Annotated in this window: 20 protein-coding genes; 8 read left to right on the top strand and 12 right to left on the bottom strand. The window is 67.3% G+C overall.

The window, feature by feature from the left end; all coding sequences use genetic code 11:
• Positions 1 to 58: 58 nt before the first annotated feature.
• The 3 genes from AC1DS0_RS19505 to AC1DS0_RS19495 are packed head-to-tail and all read right to left on the bottom strand — an operon-like array spanning position 59 to position 2,650.
• Entirely contained in the window at positions 59 to 829 is a 771-nt protein-coding gene (locus AC1DS0_RS19505) for a glycerophosphodiester phosphodiesterase (protein WP_476815933.1), read from the bottom strand.
• 4 nt (positions 830 to 833) lie between these two features.
• A complete protein-coding gene (locus AC1DS0_RS19500) occupies positions 834 to 1,712 on the bottom strand; it encodes an ABC transporter permease (protein ID WP_476815932.1) in 879 nt (292 codons plus the stop codon).
• Positions 1,709 to 2,650 (bottom strand): ABC transporter permease, encoded by a 942-nt coding sequence (locus AC1DS0_RS19495; RefSeq protein WP_476815931.1) that lies wholly within the window; start codon positions 2,648 to 2,650, stop codon positions 1,709 to 1,711. Before AC1DS0_RS19495 ends, AC1DS0_RS19500 begins: the two co-directional genes overlap by 4 nt.
• Before the next feature lie 301 nt (positions 2,651 to 2,951).
• Between AC1DS0_RS19495 and leuA the strand changes: the two genes are divergently transcribed.
• Positions 2,952 to 4,619 (top strand): 2-isopropylmalate synthase, encoded by a 1,668-nt coding sequence (leuA, locus tag AC1DS0_RS19490; protein WP_476816067.1) that lies wholly within the window; start codon positions 2,952 to 2,954, stop codon positions 4,617 to 4,619.
• A 167-nt stretch (positions 4,620 to 4,786) separates the two neighbouring features.
• On the opposite strand, the gene AC1DS0_RS19485 is transcribed toward leuA, so the two are convergent.
• The 8 genes from AC1DS0_RS19485 to AC1DS0_RS19450 all read right to left on the bottom strand — a co-directional run bounded on the left by AC1DS0_RS19485 (position 4,787) and on the right by AC1DS0_RS19450 (position 13,433).
• Positions 4,787 to 5,836 (bottom strand): LLM class flavin-dependent oxidoreductase, encoded by a 1,050-nt coding sequence (locus AC1DS0_RS19485; RefSeq protein ID WP_476815930.1) that lies wholly within the window; start codon positions 5,834 to 5,836, stop codon positions 4,787 to 4,789.
• 9 nt (positions 5,837 to 5,845) lie between these two features.
• Complete coding sequence (locus tag AC1DS0_RS19480; protein ID WP_476815929.1) at positions 5,846 to 6,775, bottom strand: ABC transporter substrate-binding protein; 930 nt, start codon at positions 6,773 to 6,775, stop codon at positions 5,846 to 5,848.
• Between the two features lie 89 nt (positions 6,776 to 6,864).
• Positions 6,865 to 8,664, bottom strand: a complete 1,800-nt coding sequence (locus AC1DS0_RS19475) for an amino acid ABC transporter permease/ATP-binding protein (RefSeq protein ID WP_476815928.1) — start codon at positions 8,662 to 8,664, stop codon at positions 6,865 to 6,867.
• A gap of 40 nt (positions 8,665 to 8,704) precedes the next feature.
• Positions 8,705 to 9,238, bottom strand: a complete 534-nt coding sequence (locus tag AC1DS0_RS19470) for a GNAT family N-acetyltransferase (protein WP_476815927.1) — start codon at positions 9,236 to 9,238, stop codon at positions 8,705 to 8,707.
• A 27-nt stretch (positions 9,239 to 9,265) separates the two neighbouring features.
• Complete coding sequence (locus AC1DS0_RS19465) at positions 9,266 to 10,444, bottom strand: M20 aminoacylase family protein (protein WP_476815926.1); 1,179 nt, start codon at positions 10,442 to 10,444, stop codon at positions 9,266 to 9,268.
• A 9-nt stretch (positions 10,445 to 10,453) separates the two neighbouring features.
• Positions 10,454 to 11,797 (bottom strand): LLM class flavin-dependent oxidoreductase, encoded by a 1,344-nt coding sequence (locus AC1DS0_RS19460; RefSeq protein ID WP_476815925.1) that lies wholly within the window; start codon positions 11,795 to 11,797, stop codon positions 10,454 to 10,456.
• A 17-nt stretch (positions 11,798 to 11,814) separates the two neighbouring features.
• Positions 11,815 to 12,819, bottom strand: coding sequence for an MsnO8 family LLM class oxidoreductase (locus tag AC1DS0_RS19455; RefSeq protein ID WP_476815924.1), 1,005 nt, complete (start codon positions 12,817 to 12,819; stop codon positions 11,815 to 11,817).
• A gap of 17 nt (positions 12,820 to 12,836) precedes the next feature.
• The gene (locus AC1DS0_RS19450) at positions 12,837 to 13,433 is read right to left on the bottom strand and encodes a flavin reductase family protein (protein ID WP_476815923.1); all 597 of its coding nucleotides are present in this window, start codon (positions 13,431 to 13,433) and stop codon (positions 12,837 to 12,839) included.
• A gap of 687 nt (positions 13,434 to 14,120) precedes the next feature.
• On the opposite strand from AC1DS0_RS19450, the gene AC1DS0_RS19445 reads away from it, so the two are divergent.
• From AC1DS0_RS19445 to AC1DS0_RS19415, 7 genes are all read left to right on the top strand, one after another.
• Positions 14,121 to 14,813 (top strand): protein-L-isoaspartate(D-aspartate) O-methyltransferase, encoded by a 693-nt coding sequence (locus AC1DS0_RS19445; RefSeq protein WP_476815922.1) that lies wholly within the window; start codon positions 14,121 to 14,123, stop codon positions 14,811 to 14,813.
• A gap of 237 nt (positions 14,814 to 15,050) precedes the next feature.
• Positions 15,051 to 15,908 (top strand): sugar phosphate isomerase/epimerase family protein, encoded by an 858-nt coding sequence (locus AC1DS0_RS19440; protein ID WP_476815921.1) that lies wholly within the window; start codon positions 15,051 to 15,053, stop codon positions 15,906 to 15,908.
• On the top strand, positions 15,905 to 17,419 hold the full coding sequence (locus tag AC1DS0_RS19435; protein ID WP_476815920.1) for a sugar ABC transporter ATP-binding protein: 1,515 nt from the start codon (positions 15,905 to 15,907) through the stop codon (positions 17,417 to 17,419). Before AC1DS0_RS19440 ends, AC1DS0_RS19435 begins: the two co-directional genes overlap by 4 nt.
• Positions 17,416 to 18,396: an ABC transporter permease gene (locus AC1DS0_RS19430; RefSeq protein WP_476815919.1), complete on the top strand. Its 981-nt coding sequence runs from the start codon at positions 17,416 to 17,418 to the stop codon at positions 18,394 to 18,396. The genes AC1DS0_RS19435 and AC1DS0_RS19430 overlap by 4 nt, the downstream gene beginning before the upstream one ends.
• Positions 18,393 to 19,376, top strand: a complete 984-nt coding sequence (locus tag AC1DS0_RS19425) for an ABC transporter permease (protein ID WP_476815918.1) — start codon at positions 18,393 to 18,395, stop codon at positions 19,374 to 19,376. The genes AC1DS0_RS19430 and AC1DS0_RS19425 overlap by 4 nt, the downstream gene beginning before the upstream one ends.
• 80 nt (positions 19,377 to 19,456) lie before the next feature.
• The gene (locus AC1DS0_RS19420) at positions 19,457 to 20,581 is read left to right on the top strand and encodes a substrate-binding domain-containing protein (protein WP_476815917.1); all 1,125 of its coding nucleotides are present in this window, start codon (positions 19,457 to 19,459) and stop codon (positions 20,579 to 20,581) included.
• 122 nt (positions 20,582 to 20,703) lie between these two features.
• On the top strand, positions 20,704 to 21,738 hold the full coding sequence (locus AC1DS0_RS19415; protein ID WP_476815916.1) for a LacI family DNA-binding transcriptional regulator: 1,035 nt from the start codon (positions 20,704 to 20,706) through the stop codon (positions 21,736 to 21,738).
• Between the two features lie 7 nt (positions 21,739 to 21,745).
• Here AC1DS0_RS19415 and AC1DS0_RS19410 read toward each other — a convergent pair whose 3' ends face one another.
• A complete protein-coding gene (locus AC1DS0_RS19410) occupies positions 21,746 to 23,674 on the bottom strand; it encodes a hybrid sensor histidine kinase/response regulator (protein ID WP_476815915.1) in 1,929 nt (642 codons plus the stop codon).
• Positions 23,675 to 23,770 lie beyond the last annotated feature (96 nt).

Raw genomic sequence — 23,770 nt, 5'->3', positions numbered from 1 at the left:
TCGCATCTGTCAGCGGCGAGCCCGAGCCGGGGCCGCCACACAATGGCGCTGCCATGCCTCAGTTGGACGACAGGGCCGTGACGGAGCGCGCCGAGAGCAGCAGCCGGGGATCGTCGAGCATCACCGCATCGGGCGCGAGCGCGAGGACGCGTTCGATCCCCTCCGCATCGATCCGCCCGACCGAAAAAGGCGGATAGCCGGGTTCGGCGACCGAACGCGGCTGCCCAACCATGATCACGGTTCGCAAACCAAGGCTGCGCGCAGCCGTGATGCGTTCGGCCGTCGCTTCGCCCTGCCAGAAGCGGAACCAGTTCGCGCCGAGGGCCTTCGCCTGCTCGCAGGACTGCGGATCCGAGACGAGGGCGAGGATCGCGATCTCCGAGGATAAGACACGCGCCGCAGCGATCAGGTCGAGCGAGCGCAGGCCGAGCAGGACGCGCTCACTGGCCCCTGCCACCGCGACGACATCGAGGATACGCGGCAGCACGGCAGGCTCGGTGAGCTTGACGTCGAGCAAAAGTCCCAGCGGCGCGGAGGCGGCGATCGCCTCGTCCAGCGCCAGCAAATCGGGCAGGATCGCCCGCATTTCCCCGAGCTCGATCGCGGAGACGAGGCGCTGATCACCGGCCATGCGCTGCAGGTCGGCATCGTGCAGGCAGACCAGCGCGCCATCGGCGCTCAGCCGAACGTCGGTCTCGACCATCTCGGCACCGGCGGCCCTCGCCTGCTCGAAGGCCTCGGCAGTGTTTTCAGGCGCGAGCAGAGCCCCGCCACGATGGGCGATGGCGAGCGGGAGGGGGCCGGAGATGCTGCGAATAGCGAAGCTCATCGTCTCAATGCCGCTCGCTGGTCGGATCGAAACGGTCGCGCAACCAGTCGCCGAACAGGCTCATCGACAGCGTCGTCAGGAAGATGACGAGCCCGGGGAAGACCGCGATCCACCAGGCATTGAGGAGATAGCGCCGGCCCTCGCCGAGCATCAGGCCGAGCGAGGTGCCGGGCGGCTGCACGCCGAGGCCGAGGAAGGAGAGCGAGGTCTCGAGCAGGATCGTGCCGGGGAAGTTGAGCGTCGCCTGCACCACGAGGGCTGCGACGATGTTGGGCAGGAGATGACGCAGGACGACGCGGGAGGTACGCGCACCCAGCGCTTCGACCGCATTGATGTAGTCGCTCTCCTGCTCGGAGGCGACGAGGCCGCGTGCAAGCCGCGTATAGCGGTCCCAGCCATCGATGCTGACCAGCACGATGAACAGCACGATGTTGTTGCCGAAGAAGGCGAGCATGGTCAGCGCCAGGAACAGCGCCGGGATCGCCGCCTGCGCATCGACCAGCATCATGATCGTCTGGTCGACGACGCCGCGCATCCTTGCGGCGATGAAGCCGAGCAGCGTACCGAACACCGCCCCGATCAGCGTGCCCATCACCGCGATCAGGATCGAGGTGCGCACCGCATAGATCATCCGGCTCAGGATATCGCGGCCGAGCTGGTCGGTGCCGAGCCAGTAGGTCGTGCTGCCGCTCTGCGTCAGCGGCGGCTTCAGCCGGGCCAGCAGGTTCTGGGTGGTATAGTGGAGCGGCGCCAGCCAGTCCGCCAGGATCGCGACGAGCACGACCAGGATCAGGAAGCCGGCCGAAAGCTTCACCACCGGCGACATGCGGCGTCCGCGCGGGCGAGGGGCCGGAGCTGCGCCGAGGTCGAGGCTCACGCTCATGCCGGCTTGCCCAGGCTGCGCGAGAAGCCGCCGAGACGCGGATCGAGCAGGATGTGCAGAATGTCGACCAGCAGATTGGCGGCGACCATGACGACGGTGACCGTCAGGATCACTGCCTGGACGACGGCGAGATCGCGCGACGAGACCGAATCGACCAGCAGGCGGCCGATGCCGGGCCAGGCGAAGATCGTCTCGACCACGGCGCTGCCGGCGAGGATGTGGCCGATCTCGATGCCGATGAACATCAGGAGCGGCACCGCTGCATTGGGCAGCGCGTGGCGCAGAATGACCGAGAGCGGCATCACCCCGCGAGCCCGGGCTGCGCGGATGAACGGCTTGCCGAGCACTTCGAGCGTCGCGGTGCGGGCAAAGCGGGCGAGGCGCCCAGCCAGCGGCAAGGCGAGCGTCACCACCGGCAGGATCAGGTGCCAGAGCGTCTCCGAGCCAGCCGAGGGCAGCACGCGCAGCTTGAGCGCGAAGAGCAGGATCAGCAGGATGCCGAGGAAGAAGATCGGGATCGCATAGCCGAGCACGGCAACCGCCATGGCGAAGCGATCGATCGCGCTGTTGTGGCGCAGCGCCGCCAGGACGCCGAGCGGCATGCCGATCAGCAGAGCGAGCATGAGCGCGCAGGCGCCGAGCAGGACGGTTTTCGGCAGCGCGTCGACGACCGCGGCGAAGGCCGGCCTGTCATCGGAGAAGGAGAGGCCGAAATCGCCCCGGACCACGCTGGCAAGATAGCGCAGATACTGTTCCGCCAGCGGCCGATCGAGCCCCCAGACCTCACGGTAATGGGCGCGTACGTCCGGCGGGGTCTCGATCGAGAGCATGATGTCGGCTGGGTCGCCGGCCAGGCGCAGTGCCAGGAACACCGCCGAGACGCAGAGCGCGACCGTCAGCAGCGCGCGCAGGATGCGAAGGGCCAGAAAACGCAGCATCGCCAGAGCTCGTTGATCGAAGGCGAGCTTGTGCCGATGCTTACGCGACAAACGAATGACAGTTCGCCATCAGCCCGCGCGGCCGGAATTGGCTGGCGCAGCACGGTTGATCTTCCTCTCCCGGGGTGGTTATGTCCGACCATGCGATTTCGGTCCGCCATCCGGGGCCTGACCCTGCGACTTAGCCGCCCGGCGCTGTGAGCGCGCCGGGGTTCGAAGGCCTGTCCATCGCATGACGGCGTAGCAGAGCCCCGAGCAGGCCTGACGCTGCATCCTTCGCAAGGGTTGTCCCATGACCACGATGCCGATTTCCAAGTACCGCGCCTATGCGCCGGTCAACCTGCCTGACCGCAAATGGCCGTCGCAGGTGCTGACCAAGGCGCCGACCTGGTGCTCCGTCGATTTGCGCGACGGCAACCAGGCGCTGATCGAGCCGATGGGCGTCGATCGCAAGGACCGCATGTTCAACCTCCTGGTGAAGATGGGGTTCAAGGAGATCGAGGTCGCTTTCCCCGCGGCGTCGCAGACCGATTTCGACTTCGTCCGCTCGATCATCGAGAGTGGCGCGATCCCGGACGACGTCGCGATCCAGGTGCTGACCCAGTGCCGCTCCGAGCTGATCGAGCGCACCTTCGAGGCGGTGAAGGGGGCGAAGAACGTCATCCTGCACTTCTACAACTCGACCTCGACGCTGCAGCGCGACGTGGTCTTCCGCTCCGACCGCAAGGGCATCGTCAAGATCGCGACCGATGCGGCGGCCCAGATCAAGGCGCTGGCCGCCAAGGCGCCCGAGACCAACTTCACCTTCGAATATTCGCCCGAGAGCTTCACCGGCACCGAGCTCGACTACGCCCTGGAGATCTGCGAGGCGGTCAAGGCGGTGATCAAGCCGACGACGCAGAACAAGCTGATCCTCAACCTGCCGGCGACGGTCGAGATGGCGACGCCGAATGTCTACGCCGACCAGTTCGAATGGTTCGGCCGCAACATCTCCGACCGCGACAGCGTCCTGCTCTCGATCCATCCGCACAATGACCGCGGCACGGCAGTCGCGGCAGCCGAACTCGCGCTGATGGCCGGCGCCGACCGCGTCGAGGGCACGCTGTTCGGCAATGGCGAGCGCACCGGCAATGTCGACATCGTCACCATGGCGCTGAACCTGTTCACGCAAGGGATCGATCCCGAGCTCGACCTGCGCGATGTCAACGAGATCCGCAGCATCGCCGAATACTGCACGCAGCTGCCCGTCCACGAGCGCCACCCTTACGTCGGCGAGCTCGTCTACACCGCCTTCTCCGGCTCGCATCAGGACGCGATCAAGAAGGGCTTCGATGCGCAGGAGACGCGCAACGACCCCGTCTTCCAGGTGCCCTATTTGCCGATCGACCCCAAGGATGTCGGCCGCGACTACGAGGCGGTGATCCGGATCAACTCGCAATCCGGCAAGGGCGGCATCGCCTATATCCTGCAGGCCGATCACGGCCTCGATCTGCCGCGCCCGCTGCAGATCGCCTTCTCGAAGATCGCGCAGGAGCAGATGGACGAGGAGGGCAAGGAGCTGACCAGCGCGGTGCTCTGGTCCCTGTTCAGCAAGACCTACCTCTTGAGCGACGCCCCGCTGGAATTGCTGGCCCACAAGACCTTCCCGGGCGCGCAGGGCTCGCGCACGCTGACGGCGGAGCTGAAGCAGGACGGTGCGATCCGCACGATCGAGGGCGTCGGCAACGGCCCGATCGATGCCTTCGTCGACGCGCTGAAGACGACCTATGGCGTCGAGTTCTCCTTCCTCGACTATCACGAGCATGCGGTCGGCCGCGGCGCCAATGCGACCGCCGCCTGCTATGTCCAGCTCCAGGACGAGAAGGGGCGGGCCGTGCACGGTGTCGGCATTGACCCGAACATCGTCATGGCCTCGCTGAAAGCCGTGCTCAGCGGCATGCAGCGGGTGATGGCCGGCCAGCAGGGCTGAAGTTCCGCAGTCTTTCCGGGGCAGGCCAAAGGCCTGAGCCCGGAATCCAGAGCCACAGGTGCTTCACGACTACGTGGGGCGGGTGCCGCCTCTTTCGAAGGCGGCATCGGTTCTGGGTTCCGGGCCCTTCGCTTCGCGAAGTCCTGGAATGACGGCGTGGTTCCGCACTATTCCCCGACGGCCTTGCGGCGTTGGGTGGGCTCGGCATTACGCCAGCCGAGCGCCGGCGCGATCAATGTGACGAAGTCGGCGATGATCTGGCGATAGTCCGCGATCGAGAAGTTGTAAGGCAGCTCCAGCCGCAGCGTATCGACCAGCGGCAGGACGGGATCGGCGGCGAGCCGCTCGATGATCTCGGCCGCCGTGCCGACGAGATCGGGCGTGAACAGCGTCCGGCGCTCGCCTTGCGGCGCGAGCGTGCGCGCATGCCGGCTTTCGGCATAATCGCGATAACGCTGGCGCGTCACAGCGTCGGCGCTGTCGAGCGGCACGATCACGCGGCCGACCGCGACCTTCGGCTCGTCCGCGCCACGCCAATGAGCACGGAACGTCTCGATATGGCGGCGTTGCGCAACGAAGAAATCGTCGGTCTCCTCGCCGGTGTTGAGATTGCCGACGAGCAGCTGGAAGCCGTTCTCGCCGGCCCAGCGAGCAGAGCGCAGCGAGCCCCCGCCATACCAGAGCCGCTGGCGCAGACCCGGTGCATGCGGCCTCAGGCGCGGACGATGCTCGCCGGCGGCGGAGGCGATGCGGCTATCGGCATCGCCGAGCCAGTCGCCGTCGAGATTCCTGGCGAGCCGAGCGACGCGCGCATGCGAGAAATCGTAAGTCGCCGGATCGGCATCGAAGAAGCGCTCGCCCAGGAGCTTGCCGAAGGGCGGCGGGCCGGCACTCAGGCCGACATTGAGACGCCCGCCGGAGAGCACGTCGACCAGCGAGAGGTCCTCGGCCAGCCGGAACGGGTTTTCATAGCCGATCTGGATCACGGCGGTGCCAAGCCCGATCCGGCTGGTGCGCTGGCTCGCTGCGGCAAGGAAGGTCGCGGCGGAGGAGACGCCGGGTTCGAGATGGCGCTGGCGCACCCAGGCGCTGTCGAAGCCGAGCGCCTCGCCATGCTCGAAGAGCGCGAGCGTCTCCTCCAGCCCGGCACGCGGATCGGCGTCGTCGTAATTGCCTGGAGTCAGGAAGGCGATGTGCCGGATGGCGAGCTTGGACATGGCGCTTCTTCAGTATTTCGGCAGGCCGGGCGGATTGGTCTCGGAGCGGTCGAGCGCCTCCTCCTCCAGGCCCCAGCGCGCCAGCGACGCCCGGAACTTGCCGTTGGCGATCAGCCCGTTGGTGGCGACGGTCAGCGCATCGACCAGGCCGCTGCCCTTGCGCGTGGTGATCGCGACATCCGACTTCAGCGGCCAGCCGGCGCTGAGCGTGCCGACGCGCCTGATGTCCTTGTCGCGTGCCGCGATGAAGACGAGCTGGGCATGCGGCTGGACGATGACGTCGACACGGCCCGAGCGCAGCGCGACGAGGCGGCCAGCCTCGTCGTCGAAGAGCTGCAGCTCGATCGGCTTCAGGCCGGCGGCGACGTTCTGCTTGCTCCATTCGACCAGGATGCGCTCCTGATTGGTGCCGCCGCTGACGCTGACCTTGAGCCCGGCTGCATCCTTCGGCTCCTTGATCTCGGTGACCTTGCTATCGGCCCTGACGAAGAAGCCGTGCAGACCCTTGCGATAGGTCGAGAAGTCGAACTTCTCCTTGCGCTGCTCGGTGACGCCGACATTGGAGATGACCGCGTCATACTTGCCGGACGCCAGCCCGAGCGGCCAGTCGGCCCAGGCGATCGGCTGGAAATCGAGCCTGAGACCGAGGCTGTCGGCGATCAGCTGGGCGAAATCGGCATCGGCGCCGACCACGGTCTTGGCGTCGGTGGCGTAGGTCGCGAGCGGCGGCCCGCCAGGGCTGACCGCCACCGTGAGCACACCAGGCGTTACGAATTTGAAGCCCTTCGGGATGGCGGCGATCGCCTCCGGCTGCTTCTCGGCGCGGCCCCTGCCCGGCTGCTCCGGCCCGAGATCGAACGGCGCCTGGGCCTTGACCGGGCCTTGGGCCAGGGTGATCGCGGCCAGGCCGCCGAGAAGAAGCGCCGGCAGGGCGCGCACTCGCGATATCATCGTCTTTCGTCTTTCCTGGAGAGTTGAGTGCCGCAATCGCCGGCCGCCGGGCTGGTTGGCGACCGTGGGCTCGGCGATCAGAGAACCTTGGCGAGGAATTCGCGGGTGCGGGGATGGTCGGGCTCGGCGAGGACGCGCGCCGGCGGGCCGACTTCGAGGATGCGGCCGACCTCCATGAAGACGACCTCGTCGGCGACTTCGCGGGCAAAACCGATCTCGTGGGTGACGATGACCAGCGTCGTGCCGGAGCGGGCGAGCTCCTTGATGACGTCGAGCACCTCGTTGACGAGCTCGGGATCGAGCGCCGAGGTCGGCTCGTCGAAGAGCAGGACCTTGGGCTTCAGGGCGAGCGCCCGGGCAATCGCGACGCGCTGCTGCTGGCCCCCGGAGAGCTGGCGCGGATAGGCGTCGACCTTGTCGGCGAGGCCGACGCGGGCGAGCAGTTCGCGCGCCTCCGCCAAAGCCTGTTCGCGGGAGACGCCGCGCACCGCGAGCGGCGCCTCGATGACGTTCTCGATCGCGGTCAGATGCGGGAACAGGTTGAAGCTCTGGAAGACCATGCCGACATCGAGGCGGCGCTTCAGGATCTCGCGCTCCTTGAGCTCGTAGAGCGTGTCGCCGTCCTGGCGGTAGCCGATCAGCTCGCCGTCGATGGCGATGAAGCCCTTGTCGACGCGCTCGAGATGGTTGATCGAGCGCAGCAGGGTCGACTTGCCCGAGCCGGACTGGCCGATGATCGCGGTGACGCTGCCGGGGCGCAGCGCCAGGCTGACATCATCGAGCACCTTGAGCGGGCCGAAGCTCTTCGAGACGTTGCTGATGCGGATCTCGCCGCCGCTGCGTTGCAGGCTCGCCAGCGAAGGAGCCACCACGGTGGATGAATTGGCCTGGGCGAGTGCAACCTCGGTACGACGCGCCGCGGCGGCATCGCGCGAACGGCCAAAGCGCGCCAGCGCCAGGCCGATCAGCGAGGGCGGCGGGTTGCGCAGCGCACCGCGCGAGTAATAGCGCTCGATATGGTGCTGAACGAAGGACAGCACGCTGAGGATGACGAGGTACCAGACCGTCGCCACCATCAGCAGCGGGATCACCTCGAGATTGCGCCGGTAGATGATCTGGATGGTGTAGAACAGCTCCGGCAGGGCCAGGATGTAGACTTGGCTGGTGCCCTTCGCGAGCAGGATGATCTCGTTGAAGCCGTTTGGCAGGATGGTGCGCATCGCCTGCGGCAGCACGATCCGCGAGAACTGGCGGTGGCGCGGCAGGCCGAGCGCGGCCGCAGCCTCATGCTGGCCCTGGTCGACCGAGAGGATGCCGCCGCGCACGATCTCCGAGGAGAAGGCGCCGGCGTGCAGGGTGAGCCCGAGCACCGCCGCGAAGAACGGCGTGATCAACTGTGTCGTCGACCATGAGGCGAAGGTGATGTCCGTGAACGGAACGCCAAGCCAGACGGTCGAATAGAGATAGCCGAGATTGTTGAGGATCAGCAGCAGCACGATCAGCGGAATCGAGCGGAACAGCCAGACATAGGCCCAGGACAGCGAGGCCAGCAGCGGCGAGCCCGAGACACGCGCCAAAGCAAGGCCAGTGCCGAGCAGGAAGCCGAGCACCGTGCCGAGCAGGGTCAGTAGCAGCGTGCGCGCGAGGCCCGCCAGCACCGGCTCGGAGAAGAACCATTCGGCGAAGACATCCCAGCCCCAGCGCGGATTCGACAGGATCGAGTTGGCGACCGCGAAGATGACGACGACCGCGAAGGCCGTGCCGATCGTCCGGGCCGGATAGCGCGCCGGGACGATCTTGTAGCGGCTGAAATCGCGGGTCGGCGGAGTGCTGCGGGCGTGCGGTGGCAGGCCTGCCAGATCGCTGGCGAGGGTCATGGCTGGAATTCGTCCCCTTGATGCTTGCGAAGCGGCGCGATCAGGCGGCGCTGAGTGGCAGTTGCTCGGCGGGCGGGCGCGGCCGATAGGCTGCAACCGCCAGATCCTTCTCGAAGGCGAGCTTCTTGTAGATCTCGGGATCGACCGCGGGGTCGAAGAGCGGCGTGTAGCCGGTGTTGAGGTAGAGATCCCTGGCTTCCGGCTGACGGAAGCCAGTAGTCAGGAAGATCTTGCCATAGCCCTGACGCACCGCCTGCGCTTCCAGCTCCCCGACGACGCGGCGGGCGAGGCCCTGGCGGCGGAAGGCTGTGTCGGTCCAGATCCGCTTCAGCTCGGCCGTCTGCTCGTCATGGCGCTTGAAGGCGCCGCCGGCGATGGCGCGCCCGTCGCGCAGCAGCAGGACGAAATTGCCGTCGGGCGGCGCGAACAGCGAAGCCGGATAGCGGCTCATCTCGGCGCCGGGCTCCTCGCCAAAATAATTGCCATAGCGGGTGGCGTATTCCCAGGTGAGCTGCTCGACCAAAGGCTCGGCGAGCGGATCGAGCGGGGTGGTGTAGAGGAACTGGTCGGACATGGCGGGAAGCCTCTCCGGTTGGCAGGTCTAGACGAGGAAGGTGCGGGCGAGGCGAACCCAGAAGCTCGCGGCGGGGGCGATGATGCCGTCATCGAAATCGTAGGCGGGGTTGTGCAGTGGGGCGCTGTCGCCATTGCCGACGAAGAGATAGCTGCCGGGCCGGGCTTCGAGCAGGAAGGCGAAATCCTCGCTCGCCATGCGCGGCTTGAAATCGGGCTCGACCCGGTCTGGGCCGAAAGCCGCAAGTGCGACCTCGCGGGCAAATTGCGTCTCGGCGACATGGTTTGTCAGCGCCGGGAAGCCGCGGTGATAGCTGACCTCGGCCGTCGCGCCGAAGCTTTCGGCCTGCGCACGCGCCAGCACGGGGATGCGCTCTTCCAGCTGCCTGCGCACATCCGCGTCGAAGCTGCGGATGGTCAGCTTCAGCTCGACGCTATCGGGAATGACGTTCGAGGCCTCGCCGCCATGGATCGAGCCGACAGTGACGACGGCGGCCTGGCGCGGATCGACATTGCGCGAGACGATGCTCTGCAGCGCCAGCACGAGGCTGGATGCGGCGACCACCGGATCGACCGTCTCATGCGGCGAGGCGCCGTGCCCGCCCTTGCCGACGACCCGGATGATGGCCTTGTCGACCGCCGCCATCACCGGCCCCTCGACGAAGCCGAACTGGCCCAATGGCACGCCCGGCCAGTTGTGCAGGCCGAAGACGGCGTCGCAGGGGAAGCGCTCGAACAACCCTTCCGAGAGCAGCTTGCGCGCGCCGGCGCCGATCTCCTCGGCCGGCTGGAAGATCAGGTTGAGCGTGCCGGAGAAATCGCGCTCGGCCAGCCGCTTTGCCGCCGCCAGCAGGATCGCGGTGTGGCCGTCATGGCCGCAGGCATGCATGACGCCGGCAGTTTCGCTGGCATAGGCGCGCGGCGTCTGCTCGTTGATCGGCAGGGCATCCATGTCGGCGCGCAGGCCGAGCCGGCGCGTGCCATCGCCCTTTCGCAACTGCCCGACCACGCCGGTGCCGGCGAGCCCGGTCGAGACCTCGTAGCCATAGCTCGCCAGCCGCTCGGCGACGATCGCGCTGGTGCGGGTCTCGCGGAAGGCAAGCTCGGGATGCCGGTGCAGATCATGCCGCAGCGCGATGAATTCCTCGATCGAGGCGGCGATGCCAGGATCGATGCCGGCGCTGGCGATGGGGGCGTGAACGGTCATGCGATCGGCTCAGCCGGCCTTGCGCGGCACGGATGAAGGAGCGGGACGCGCATAGCGGCTCTCGCGGCGCGGCAGGCCAAGATGGTCGCGCAAGGTCGAACCCGGCAGGTTGCGGTCATAGACGCCGCGCGCCTCCAGCTCCGGGATGACCAGCTCGACGAAATCGTCCAAGCCCTGCCCAATCACCGGGAAGCCGAGGATGAAGCCGTCGGCCACCTGCTTCTCGACGCGCTCGATCAGGATGTCGGCGATTTCCTTGGTGGACCCGATCAAATCGGCGCGTGGTGTAGCCGCTTCCAGTGCTGCCTCGCGCAGGGTCTGGCGCTTCAGGGCGGCGGTGCGCTTGATCCGGTCGGTGGTCGAGCGGAAGCTGTTCTTGCCGATATCGCCGAGCTCGGGGAACGGGGCGTCGAGCGGATAGGCGCTGAAGTCGTGATGGTCGAAGAAGCGCCCGAGATAGGCGAGCGCCTCGTCGATCGAGACGAGATCGCGGATTGCCTGGTACTTGTCCTCGGCCTCCTGCCGGGTGCGCCCGACGATCGGCCCTGCGCTCGGGAAGATCTTGACGTCGTCGGCCAGCCGCCCCTGCGCGATCGCGCTGGTCTTGATGCTGCGATAGAAGGCCTGCCCCTCTTCCAGCGAGACATGGTTGGCGAAGACTGCATCGGCATGGCGACCGGCGAGGCCGATGCCGGCATCCGAGGCGCCGGCCTGGAACAACACCGGCTGACCCTGCGGCGAACGCTGAATGTTGAGCGGGCCCTCGACCTGGAAGAAGCGACCCTTATAGCCGAGGGTATGCAACTTCTCGCGGTCGAAGAAGCGGCCGGCCTCGCGGTCGCGGACGAAGGCGTCGTCGTCCCAGGAATCCCAGAGGCCCTTGGCGATGTCGAGATATTCGTGCGCGATCTCGTAGCGCAGGGAATGCTCGGGATGCGGGCGGCCGTAGTTGCGGCCAGAGCCCTCCAGCGGCGAAGTCACCGCATTCCAGCCGGCGCGCCCACCCGAGATCAGGTCGAGCGAGGCGAATTGCCGGGCGATGGTGAAGGGGTCGCTATAGGAGGTCGAGACCGTGCCGACGAGGCCGAGCTTCTTCGTCGCCGTCGCCAGCGCCGACAGGATGGTCAGCGGCTCGAAGCGGTTGAGGAAATGCGGGATCGACTTCTCGTTGATGTAGAGCCCGTCGGCGACGAAGGCGAAGGCGATGCCGTTCTCCTCGGCCTTGCGGGCGTTGCGGATGAAGAAGTCGAGATTGACGCTGGCATCGGGCGGATTGCTCGGGTGGCGCCAGGCGTTCATGTGGCTGCCGGGGCCCTGCAGCATCAGGCCGAAGGTGAGACGGGTCTTGCTCATCGGTGTCTCCTGTCGGCTCAGGCGGCGAGTGCCGGCGCGTCGCCGGCGAGCAGCGTGATCGAGGCGAGACGCTGGGCCGTCGCGGCGGCGGGCGTGTCGATGACGAATTCGACGATGCCGAAGCGGGCCGAGAGCGCATCGAGCTCACGCCGGACGTCGTCGGCAGTGCCGGCAAGGATGCTGGGACGGCGGATTTCCGTGGTGAAGGAGGCGGCGCCAGCCTGGCGGGCGAACTCGGCCGCCTGCTCCTCGCTACCGAGATTGACGCTCTGGCCGTTGTCGAGCGTCAGCCTGACCACCCGCAACGGGTCAGTGAGGGCGCGCGCCTCCTCGGCCGTCGCGGCGGCGAGGGCAGCGAGGCCGAACAGCGGCCGCTGCTTTGCGCCGGCCTCGGCATAGGCGTTGAGGCTGGCCTCGATCGCCTTCGGGTCGCCATTGAGCTGGCCGGCGAAGACGAAGCGCCAGCCGCGCTCTGCCGCGAGCCTTGCGCTATCCGGACTGGCACCGAGCAGGAAGCGCTCCACTGGCGCAGGCGGCTTCGGCAGGGCCTGCGCGCCGGCAAGCGGATCATCCGCATCGAGCGAACCCGAAAGGAAGCCGTCGAGCTCCGCCAGCAGCGCTTCGAAGGAGCGAGCGCCCTTGGGATCGTGCTGGACGCGCAGCGCCTTGGTCGAGAGCGGCAGGCCGCCCGGCGCCTTGCCGATGCCGAGATCGATGCGATCCGGTGCCAGCGCGGCGAGCAGGTTGAAGGTCTCGGCGACCTTGTAGGGGCTGTAGTGCTGCAACAGCACGCCGCCGGAGCCGATGCGGATGCGCCGGGTCCGGGCGATCAGATGCGCCACCAGCACCTCCGGCGCCGAGCTGGCGAGGCCGGGAAAGCCATGGTGCTCGGCCAGCCAGAAGCGGCGATAGCCCAGCCGCTCGGCAGCCTGCGCCAGAGCGATCGTGCGCTGCAGGGCATCGACCGCGCTCTCGCCGTCGAGGATCGGGCTCTTGTCGAGCAGGCTGAGGGCGTAGGCCATGAGTTATCTCGCAGGGGTCAGATGCCGCGCAGGCCGCAGGCCGTGCGCGCCTCCTCGGCCATCCAGCCGAGGCGTTCGTAATCGCCGCGCCAATAGACCAGCGCTGCATCGTCACCGCCGAGCCTGACCTCGCGGACGCGGCCGATGACAATAGCGTGTGAATGCCGCTCGATCAGCTCCTCGACCTCGCAGTCGAGCGCGGCCAAAGCGCCGTCCAGCAGCGGAGCGCCGGTTACGCCTTCGCTCCAGCTCGCGCCGGCATAGCGCGCCTCGCCCTTCTCGCCACCGCGGCCGGCGAAGCGGTCAGCGATCTGCTTCTGCGTGGCGTTGAGGAAGTTGACGCCGAAGCTGCGATGGCGGGCGAGCACCGGAAAGCTCGACGAGCCCAGGTTGAGGCCGAACATCACCGTGGGCGGTTCGGCCGAGAGCGACGAGAGCGAAGTCACGGTCAGCCCGGTACGATCCTCGCCCTGCCCGGTCGTGATCACGCTGACGCCGCCAGCGAGATGGCGCAGCGCTGCACGGAAGTTCGGCGCTTCGGCTTGTGCCGGCGCAGACCGGCCGAAGCGGCGGGGCGCCGCAGATGCTGGAGTGACGAGCGAGACGACAGTCATGAAGGCCTCGGCTGGCGGGAGGACGCAGCGAAGCGCGCGTCGCCAGGGAACGACGCTCCGGCCGGGCAAGCCGGAACGCGGACGCTGCTAGGGAATGACGGGCCCGGCGGTCAGGCCGCAGGGCGAAGGATCAGGAACTTCGCGGCTGGCCGCCCGATCGCTCGGGATCCAAAGTATTACCTGGTTTCATCAACGTGTCTCCGCATTCGGAGCCCACGATTTCATCGTGGTGCTTTTAGCATTGTTGACGCGGTGCAAGCTGCTCCAGCAAATCCCGCGATTGGGCGCAGTTATCGGCGCTCGATACTGACATTCTTCCTACGAAAACAGGCGGGGTCAATGGAATGTCTTTTCAAAGATGCCTCTGGCAGGAGGCGGAAGCGCTCGCTTGCCGCCTCCTGCATGGCAGGTTTGTGCTCCGACGCGAAAAGCCAGGCCGACATCTGCCGCGGTTCCGTCCTATCACCGCCCCGCTACTGAGCAGAGCGGAAGCCGATCGAAAAACCGTCCGAATCCGACATCCTGAAGTCTCGACCGGGTATCTGCTGCCATGCAACCCGATCATGTCTGGCCTTATCTCGACGAAATCTGGCGGCGCGAACCTACGCGTTGTCCTCGCGTTTATCTCCAGCAGCGGTCTTGCCGATGGCGACATCGTCCCACCAAGCTGCGGCTCGCGGAGGCACCATGCCCGAGGCCATCGATTTTACTTGTGCCCGCCAGAGGATGGTCGAGCAGCAGATCGCCGCCCGCGGCATTCGCGACGAGCGGGTCCTGGGGGCGATGCGGCAGGTCCCGCGCGAGGCCTTCGTACCAGCCAATCTGGCGGAATTCACCTATCGGGACGGCCCGATCCCGATAGGCGAGGAGCAGACGATCTCGCAGCCCTATGTCGTAGCCTTGATGCTGGAAGCGGCGAGCATCGCCACGCCGGACAAGGTGCTCGAAATCGGTGCCGGCTCGGGCTATGTCGCGGCGCTGGTCAGCCGCGTGGCGCGCAAGGTCTTCGCGATCGAGCGGCATGCCGCATTAGCGATGCAGGCCACGAAGCGGCTGCAGCAGCTCGGCTACGACAATGCCGAGATCCTCTGCGCCGACGGGACTGAAGGTTTGCCCACGGAGGCGCCGTTCGACGCGATCATCGTCTCGGCCGGCAGTCCCGACATTCCCGGCGCCTTGAAGCAACAGCTTGCCATAGACGGGCGGCTCGTCATCCCGGTCGGGCTGAGCGGATACGGCCAGGTGCTGACCAAGCTGACACGGCAGGCAGAGGATACTTTCAAGAGCGAGCGCCTCGTGCCCGTCAGCTTCGTGCCGCTGATCGGCAAGCATGGCTGGGCAGCCGGGAAGAAAGAATTTCCAAACCGGGACGAGGATTAGGCCCGGCCATCTGGGCGATGCCGCGCTCCGGCACCCGACTGGCGAACAGTCACGAAAGTCGCCGGTTGACAGTTTTGCAATCGATTACATAATCCATTCCGAAGCGGTTCCATAGAATGAGCCGTGCGAGGGAGGAGTACCGGTCATGTGCGTCAGCGCCACCAGTTCATCCGTCTTTTCCGACCGCGGCAGCGATGCCGTCCAACTGCGCTGAACCTTGCCGCGAAAGCTAAGGCCATGGTCCAGATCGGCTTCAATCTGCTGACGGTCGGCGGCTTCATCGACGAAGCGCATCTGCCCTTGTGCGAGCGCATCCGCGAGATCGGCTATGACGGGGTCGAGATTCCCGTCTTCGAAGGCGATGTCGGCCACTACGAGCGGCTCGGCCGCCGCCTCGATGAGATCGGCCTGGCCCGCACCATCGTCACCATCGTCGCCGAGGACAGCAACCCGCTCTCGCCCGATCCGTTGGTCCGCCAGAAGGCGCGCGAACGGCATCGCTGGGCGGTCGACTGCGCCGCGGCGCTCGGCGCCACCGTCATCGCCGGCCCCTATCACTCGCCGGTCGGCGTCTTTACCGGAGAAGGCCCGCGCGAGGACGAGCTCGCTCATCTCACCGAGGCCCTGCACGTCATGGCGGGTGATGCCGACAAGGCCGGGATCGCGCTCTCGCTGGAGGCGATCAACCGCTTCGAATGCTACGCGCTCAACACCATGGAGGCGGCGAGCGCGCTGAAGGCGAAGGTCGCGCATCCGAACTTCGGCTACATGTACGACACCTTCCACGCCAATATCGAGGAGCGCGATCCAGTCGGCGCCTACAGCCGCTATGCCTCCGAGATCAACCACATCCACCTCTCGGAGAACGATCGCGGCATCGTCGGGCGCGGCCATGTGCCGTGGGCGCAGACGTTCCGCGCCATCCGCGCCACCGGCTATGACGGCTGGCTGACGGTCGAGGCCTTCGGCCGCGCCCTGCCCTCGCTCGCGGCGGCAACGCGGGTCTGGCGCGACCTCTTCCCCGACCTCGATACGCTCCTCACCGAGAGCCACGGCTTCATCCGGCGCGGCTGGGCGCAGGCAGGTGCGGCATGAGTGCAAGCACGCCGATCCTTTCGATGCGCGGCATCGGCAAGAGCTTCACCGGCGTGCGCGCGCTCGACGATGTCAGCCTTGATTGCCATGCCGGCGAGGTCCACGCCATCTGCGGCGAGAACGGCGCCGGCAAGTCGACGCTGATGAAGGTGCTGGGCGGCGTCTATCGCCCCGACGAAGGCGAGATCCTCCTGGCTGGGAAACCGATCGCATTCAAGCACCCGGTCGAGGCGCGCCGGGCCGGGATCAGCATCATCCATCAGGAACTCAGCCTGCTGCCCGAGCGCAGCGTCGCCGACAACATCTTCCTCGGCCTCGAGCCGACCCGCAGCGGCCTGCTCGATCGCGCCGCGATGCAGGAGGGCGCGCGCAAGCTGCTGGAGCGTGTCGGTGCCAGACTGCATCCGGGCGCTCCGGTGAAATCGCTCTCGATCGCCGAGCAGCAGCTGGTCGAGATCGCCAAGGCGCTGGCGCTCGATGCGCAGATCATCGTCATGGACGAGCCTACCGCGGCGCTCGACGAGCGCGATGCCGGCCGACTTCTGGAACTGGTCGGGACGCTCAGGCGCGAGGGCGCTGCGATCCTCTACATCTCCCATCGCATGGCCGAATTGAAGGCGATCGCCGACCGCATCACCGTGCTGAAGGACGGCAAGCTCGTCGCGACGCGCCCCGCCTCGGCGCTGACGCCGGCGATGATCGTCAGGCTGATGGTCGGCCGCGACCTCGCCGATTTCTTCCCGCTGCCGGCTGATCCTGGGCAGCTAGGCCCGGTCGTGTTGTCGGTGCAGCGCGCGGCCAACGCCATCCTCTCCGACATCGCGCTCGACCTGCGGGCCGGCGAGATCGTCGGCGTCGCCGGGCTCGAGGGCTCGGGCAAGGGCGCGCTCGGGCGTGCCCTCTTCGGTGACGAGCCCTTTACGCGCGGCCGCATGACCATCGATGGGCGGGACGGGTTGATCTCATCGCCGCGCGCCGCAATCACCGCCGGGATCGGCTTCCTCTCCGACGACCGCAAGAAGGAGAGCATCGCGCCACAGCAATCGCTGCGCGACAATGTCCTGATGACGCTGCGCGCCTTTGCGCGCCGCCTGCTGCCGCCGGGGTCCGGCGCGATGGCCCGCACCGCCGCCGACCGGCAACTGACCGAGGTCGATGTCCGGGCCGCCGGCTTCGCCCAGGAGATCCGCGAGCTCTCCGGCGGCAACCAGCAGAAGGTCGTGATCGGCCGCTGGCTGGCGCGCGACCCCAAGGTCCTGATTTTCCTGGAGCCGACCCGCGGCATCGATGTCGCGGCCAAGGCGGCGATCTACCAATTGATGCGCGGCCTCGCCGATCGCGGCCGCGCCATCTTGATGATCTCCTCCGACCTGCCGGAGATCATCGGCGTCAGCGACCGCATCCTCGTCATGCACGAGGGCCGCATCGCCGGGGAGCTGGCGCGCGGCGCCAGCGAGGAAGACGTGATGCACCTCGCGCTGGGCACCGGCACGACGGAGGCCGCGGCATGAGCGCGAGCGCCGACATCGCGGCTGCCCGCCCAGCGCGCGACGTGCCGGTAGCGCCACTGCTATTCGCTGGCTCGCTCGCGCTTTATGTCGCGACCGCGCTCGCAACCGGGCAGCACGCCTATCTTACCAGCGAGGGGCTCATTGGCCTGACCCAGCGCATGGTCGGCCTCGGCATCGTCGCGCTCGGGCAGACGCTGACCATCCTGGTCGGCTCGATCGACCTCTCGGTCGCCAACCTGATCAGCGTCTCCGCCGTGCTCGCCTCCTTCATCATGAAGGGCGAGCCGGCGATGATCGCCCCTGCCGTGCTCGCGGTGCTGGCGCTCTCGGCGGCGGTCGGCCTCGTCAATGGCCTCATCATCGCCCGGCTCGACGTCAACCCGCTGATCGCGACGCTCGGGGTCGGTTTGATCCTGCAGGGCCTGCTCTCGGCGAGCTTCACCAATTTCGCCGGCTCGGTTCCGGCAGCCTTCCAGGCCTTCGCCTATGGCCGGATCGGGCCCCTGCCTTGGTCGGTGCTGCTGCTGTTCGTGCTGGCATTCACGATCTGGCTGCTTTTGAGCCGCACGCGCTTCGGCGCGCATCTCTACGCCACCGGCGGCAACCGCGATGGCGCCCGCCTCGCCGGCATCCGCACCGAGCGCGTGATGATCGGCGCGCATGTGCTGTGCTCGCTCATGGCCGGCCTCACCGGGCTCTATCTTGCCAGCCGCTTGCGCGCCGGGGCGCCCTGGGTCGGCCGCGACGGCGTTTATGACCTTGAATCCATCGCCGTGGTGGTGATCGGCGGCACGCTGCTCGCCGGCGGGCGCGGCGGGGTCTGGGGCACGCTCGCCGGCGTCTTCCTGTTCGCCACGCTCGATGCCGTCTTCAACATGACCGGCATCGACGCCTTTCCGAAGCAGGTGCTGCGCGGCGCCATCGTCATCCTCGCCGTCGCCGTCTACGCGGTGCGCAGCAAGGGGCATGTCGCATGAGCGCCGCAGCCGCCCAGTCCGGACCGTCGACGGCACTGCGCCTCGTCCGCGGCATCAATGTCGGCGTTGCCGTCTTCCTCGTGCTCTACGGCATGATCGCCGTGCTGCAGCCGAGCTATTTCGAGGTCGAGGGCTTCCTCAACCTCCTGCGTCGGGCAGCGCCGCTGATCATCCTCGCCTGCGGCCAGCTCTTCGTCATCGCCGGCGGCGGCTTCGACCTGTCGATGGGCTCGCTGGTCACGCTGACCGTGCTCGGCGGCTCGATGCTGGCCGGCGGCAATCCCGACAACACCTGGTGGACGATCGGCGTGCTCTACCTGATCGGCCTCGGCGTCGGGCTGGTGAACGGGCTCGTCGTCACCCTGCTCAAGGTGCCCTCGATCATCGCGACGCTCGGCATGCTGCTCTCGCTCAACGGCGCGGCGCTGATGTGGTCGGGCGGGGCGCCGCGCGGCTATCTGCCGGAGAATTTTCGGGCGCTCGGCCGCCTCGTCTACCGCGACGTGCCGGTGACCGGGATCATGCCGCTCTCAGTGATCATCCTCATCGTCTTCGTCGCGCTCGCCGCCTGGCTGCTGCACGCGACGATCTTCGGCCGGCAGGTGCTGGCGGTCGGCGACAATCCGCGCGCGGCGGAGCTTTCCGGCGTGCCGGTCGGCGCGACGCGCGTCCTCGTCTTTATCATCTCGGCGCTGTCGGCGGTGACCGCGGGCATCCTACTCGGCGGCTTCGCCGGCGTCTCGACCGCGGTCGGCCAGGGGCTCGAACTGCAGGCGATCGCCGCCTGCGTCATCGGCGGGGCGCAACTGCTGGGCGGGCGCGCCAGCGTGACCGGCGCCGTCGCCGGCGCGCTCAGCCTGTTCGCTCTGTTCACCCTGCTCAACCTGATGGGTTTGCCGCAGCCGCTGCGCGAGACTGTGCAGGGCCTGATCCTGATCGCCGCGGTGGCGTCGAGCGCCTGGCGCATGAAGAGAACGTAGAAGCGAGTTTTCGGAAGCGCGTGATCCCACGTGCTCCGCCAAAGGCCGCCGGCAAGGCGGCGTGACAGAGGGAGGTGAACATGAAGACGCAGATCGGTTTGGCGGCGCTGCTGGCGGCACTGTCGACGGGTGCCATCGCCCAGAACTTCAACGACCCCGCCGAGTTCGAGCGCCAGAAGGCGTTGCTGACGGTCGCCCCGCAGGGACCGGAGGGCAAGCCCTGGGAGCAGAACCTCGGCGGCGAGAAAGTCGACACCGCCAAGTACAAGAAACCCGGCCCCTACAAGCTCTGCTTCTCCAACGCGGGCGTGAACAATCCCTGGCGCGTCGTCGGCTTCACCAACATGCAGGCCGAGGTCGACGCCAACAAGGCCGACATCGCCTCGTTCACCCATGCCGACGCCGAGGGCAAGGACGACAAGCAGATCTCGGACATCAATGCCTTCGTCAACAGCGGCCAGTGCGATGCGCTGATCGTCTCGCCCAACACAACCGCGGCGCTGACGCCGGCGGTCGAGGCGGCCGCCAAGAAGCTGCCCGTCGTGGTCTTCGACCGCGGCGTCGACAGCAAGGCGCCGGTCACTTTCATCAACCCGATCGGCGGCTACGGCTTCGGCATCCAGGGCGCGAGCTTCATCGCCGAAAAGATCCCGGCCGGCGGCTCGGTGCTGGCGCTGCGCATCCTGCCCGGCGTCGACGTGCTGGAGAACCGCTGGGCCGCGGCCGAGCGCATCTTCAAGGAGAAGGGCATCAAGGTCGTCGGCGCCGAGTTCACCAACGGCGACAACGCCAAGACCAAGGCGATCGTCGAGGACTACATCAATCGCTTCGGCAAGATCGACGGCGTCTGGATGGATGCCGGCGCCACCGCGGTCGCTGCGCTCGAAGCCTTCGAGGATGCCGGCAAGCCCTATCCGGTGATCAATGGCGAAGACCAGCAGGACTTCCTGCAGAAGTGGAAGAAGAACAAGCTCACCGCGATCGCGCCGACCTATCCGACCTATCAGTGGCGCACCCCGGTGATCGCGGCGATCCGCATCCTCAAGGGCGAGCCAGTCGTTGGCCCGACCTGGAAGCTGCCGCAACCAGCGATCACGGCCGAGAACCTCGACAAGTTCGTCAACGACAAGATGCCGCCGCTGCACTATGCGCTCTGCGGCTGCGAGCAGATGACGAACTATCCGGCCCGCTGGGGCGGCAAGTAACCTCGACACTGGGCGCTCGCATGACGCGGGCGCCCACCCCTGCCCTATCGGCAGCGATTGCGGCATGATGGGCATCCTGCCTCCTCCTGCCGATTCGCTGCCGCTTTTCCAGATCATTGGCCTTGCAAGACGTACCCACAGCCGCTCCGACCATCGCCGAAGTCGCCCGCCTCGCCGGCGTCTCGACCGCGACGGTGTCGCGCACGCTGGCCCAGCCTGAGAAGGTCAAGGCCCGCACCCGCGAGCGCGTGCTCGAAGCGGTCGCGGCAACCGGCTTCATTCCCAACGCTCAGGCGCGCAATCTCCGCCTCCAGGCGACGCGCACCGTGATCCTGCTGGTGCGCGACATCAGCAACCCGTTCTATCTTGAGATCTACAAGGGCGTCGAAGAGGCGGCGATCGATGCCGGCTACAAGGTGCTGATGGGCGATGCCCGTGACGATGACGAGCGCATCCTGCGCTATGTCGACATGGTCAGGGAGCGCCATGCCGACGGGCTGATCCTGATGGTCGGCCGCTTTCCCGAGGCCCTCGCCAGACGCAGCCGCCTGCCGCCCATCGTCGTCGCGCTGGAGATGCTGCCCGGGCTCGATCTTCCGACGGTCAAGGTCGACAACCACGCCGCGGCACGCGCGGCAGTCGCTCATCTCGCCAGGCTCGGCCATCGCCGCATCGCCCATATCGCCGGCCCGATGCCCGACCCGATGAGCCTCGACCGCCGCGACGGCTATCTCGCCGGCCTTGCCGAGGCGGGCATCACGGCTGACCCTGATCTCGTCGTCGAAGGCGATTTCGGCCTCGCCGCCGGCCGCGCCGCGATCCGTACGCTCGCTGCAAGAGGCGTCGATTACACCGCCATCTTCGCCGCCAGCGACCAGATGGCGGTCGGCGCCATGGGTGAGCTGCGCGCCCGCGGCCGCAACGTCCCAGACGATGTCTCGGTGGTCGGCTTCGACGACATCGTGCTGGCGGAGGCGGTCGAGCCGCAACTCACCACCATCCACCAGCCACGCCGCGAGATCGGCCAGGCGGCGATGAAGCTGCTGATCGAACAGCTCTCGGGAGGCGGCTCTCCTCTCGATCTCGTGCTGCCGACCCGGCTGGTCGAGCGCGGCTCGGCAGCCGCACCACCCAAGCGAACCGATCGGGCCCGGTAGCGGTTTCTCAGGCTGCTGCGGCCGCCGTCGCGCGCCGTGCCATCGCCGCCGCAACCGTCTTCTCCAGATCGGCCTGCCAGAACGGCTTGTTCAGGCGCAGCACGCCCGCCCCGGCTGGCAGGTCGGCGTAACCGGTCGCGAGGATGACCGGCAGAGCCGGCCAGCGTTGTCCGACCTCGGCGATCAATTGCGCACCGGTCATCTGCGGCATGGCGTGGTCGGTGATCAGCAGGTCGATTTCTCCGCCACCTTCCAGGATCGCCAACGCCTCGCGGGCCGAGCTGGCCTCGATGACCCTGTGGCCGAGGTCCTCGAGCAGCGCCGTCGTATTCATCAGCACGAGCGCATCGTCATCGACCGCGAGCACGGTGAGCGAGCGCGGCGCCATGGCGGCCTCCGTTTTCGCCTCGACAGGCAATTGCACAGGCTCGGCCATAACGGCTGCGGCAGCCACCGGTAGCCAGATCTCCACGGTCGTGCCTCGTCCCACATGGCTGTCCAACTGCAGCCGCCCGCCAAGCTGCTCGACCATGCCGTGCACCATCGAGAGGCCGAGCCCGGTGCCCTTGCCGACGCCCTTGGTGGTGAAGAAGGGTTCGGTTGCCTGGGCAAGCGTTTTCGCATCCATGCCAGTCCCGGTGTCGGCAACCGAGAGGCGAATATAGTCGCCTTCCGGCAGACCGCTCCGATGGCCACGGCCGATATGTTCATTTACGGCTCCGACCCGCAGCACGCCGCCTTCCGGCATGGCGTCGCGGGCATTGACGGCGAGGTTGAGCACCGCGGTTTCGAGCTGGTTGGGATCGGCCGCAGCCATGGCGAGATCGGCGGGGAAGTTCGTCTCGATCTGGATCAGCGGTCCCAGCGAGCGCTGCAGGAGATCCCCCATCTCGGCGACAAGCACCTCGACCGCGACCGGCTGCAGCGCCAGCTCCTGCTTGCGGGCGAAGGACAGCATGCGTTGCGTCAGCGAGATCCCCCGGCTCGCCCCCTTGATCGCATTGTCGATCAGATTGAGCTGGCGCTCGTCGCCGATCTGGCGACGCACGAGTTCGAGGCTGCCCAGCACAGCCGTCAGCAGGTTGTTGAAATCATGCGCCACACCGCCGGTGAGCTGGCCGAGCGCCTCGATCTTCTGCGCCTGGAACAATGCCTCCCTCGCAGCATCGAGCTCGGCCTCGACCTTGCGGCGGTCGGTCAGGTCGCGGGTGATCTTGGCAAAGCCGATGATCTCGCCGGCATCGTCTCGAATCGGATCCATCACGACATGCGCCCAGAACGCTTCGCCGTTCTTGCGCAGGCGCCAGCCCTCCTTCTCGAAGCTGCCCTTGTCGATCGCCGTCTGCAAGGCGCGCTCAGGCTCGCCATTGGCCCGGTCCTCCGGGCGATAGAACAACGAGAAATGCTGGCCGATGATCTCGTCGGGCGCATAGCCCTTGATCCGCTGCGCACCGGCATTCCAGTTGGTCACGGTGCCGTCGCGATCGATCATATAGATCGCGTAATCGGTGACACCCTGGACCAGCAGGCGAAAGCGCTCTTCGCTGCGCCGCAGCGCCTGTTCGGCTTCGCGTCGCTCGGTCAGATCCCGCGTCACCTTGGCATAGCCGAGCACCTTGCCGGTCGCCGGGTTGAGAATCGGATCGATGACGACATGGGCCCAGAAACGAGTGCCGTCCTTGCGGACCCGCCAGCCCTCCCGCTCGAAACGACCCTCCTCCACGGCGATGCGCAAGGCGCGGTCCGGCAAGCCGGCAGCGCGATCCTCCTCGGTGTAGAAGCGCGAGAAGGACTGGCCGATGATCTCGTGGTCCTCATAGCCCTTGAAGCGCCGGGCGCCGGGGTTCCAGCTGATCACCGTTCCCTGCGGATCGAGCATGTAGATCGCGTAGTCCGTGACGGACTCCACCAGCAATCGATAACGCTCGGCGGTCACCGGACCTTCCGCAATCTGAAGCACGTTTGGAACCTTGGCATGTGATATGTCGAACGCGCTGAACGCTGCGTTGCGCAAAAGGTTCCGGTTGGGACG

The sequence above is a fragment of the Allobosea sp. P4_H5 genome (assembly GCF_056400825.1).
The sequence above is the reverse complement of the archived record's forward strand: the minus strand, read 5'-3'. Positions and strand labels throughout refer to the sequence as shown.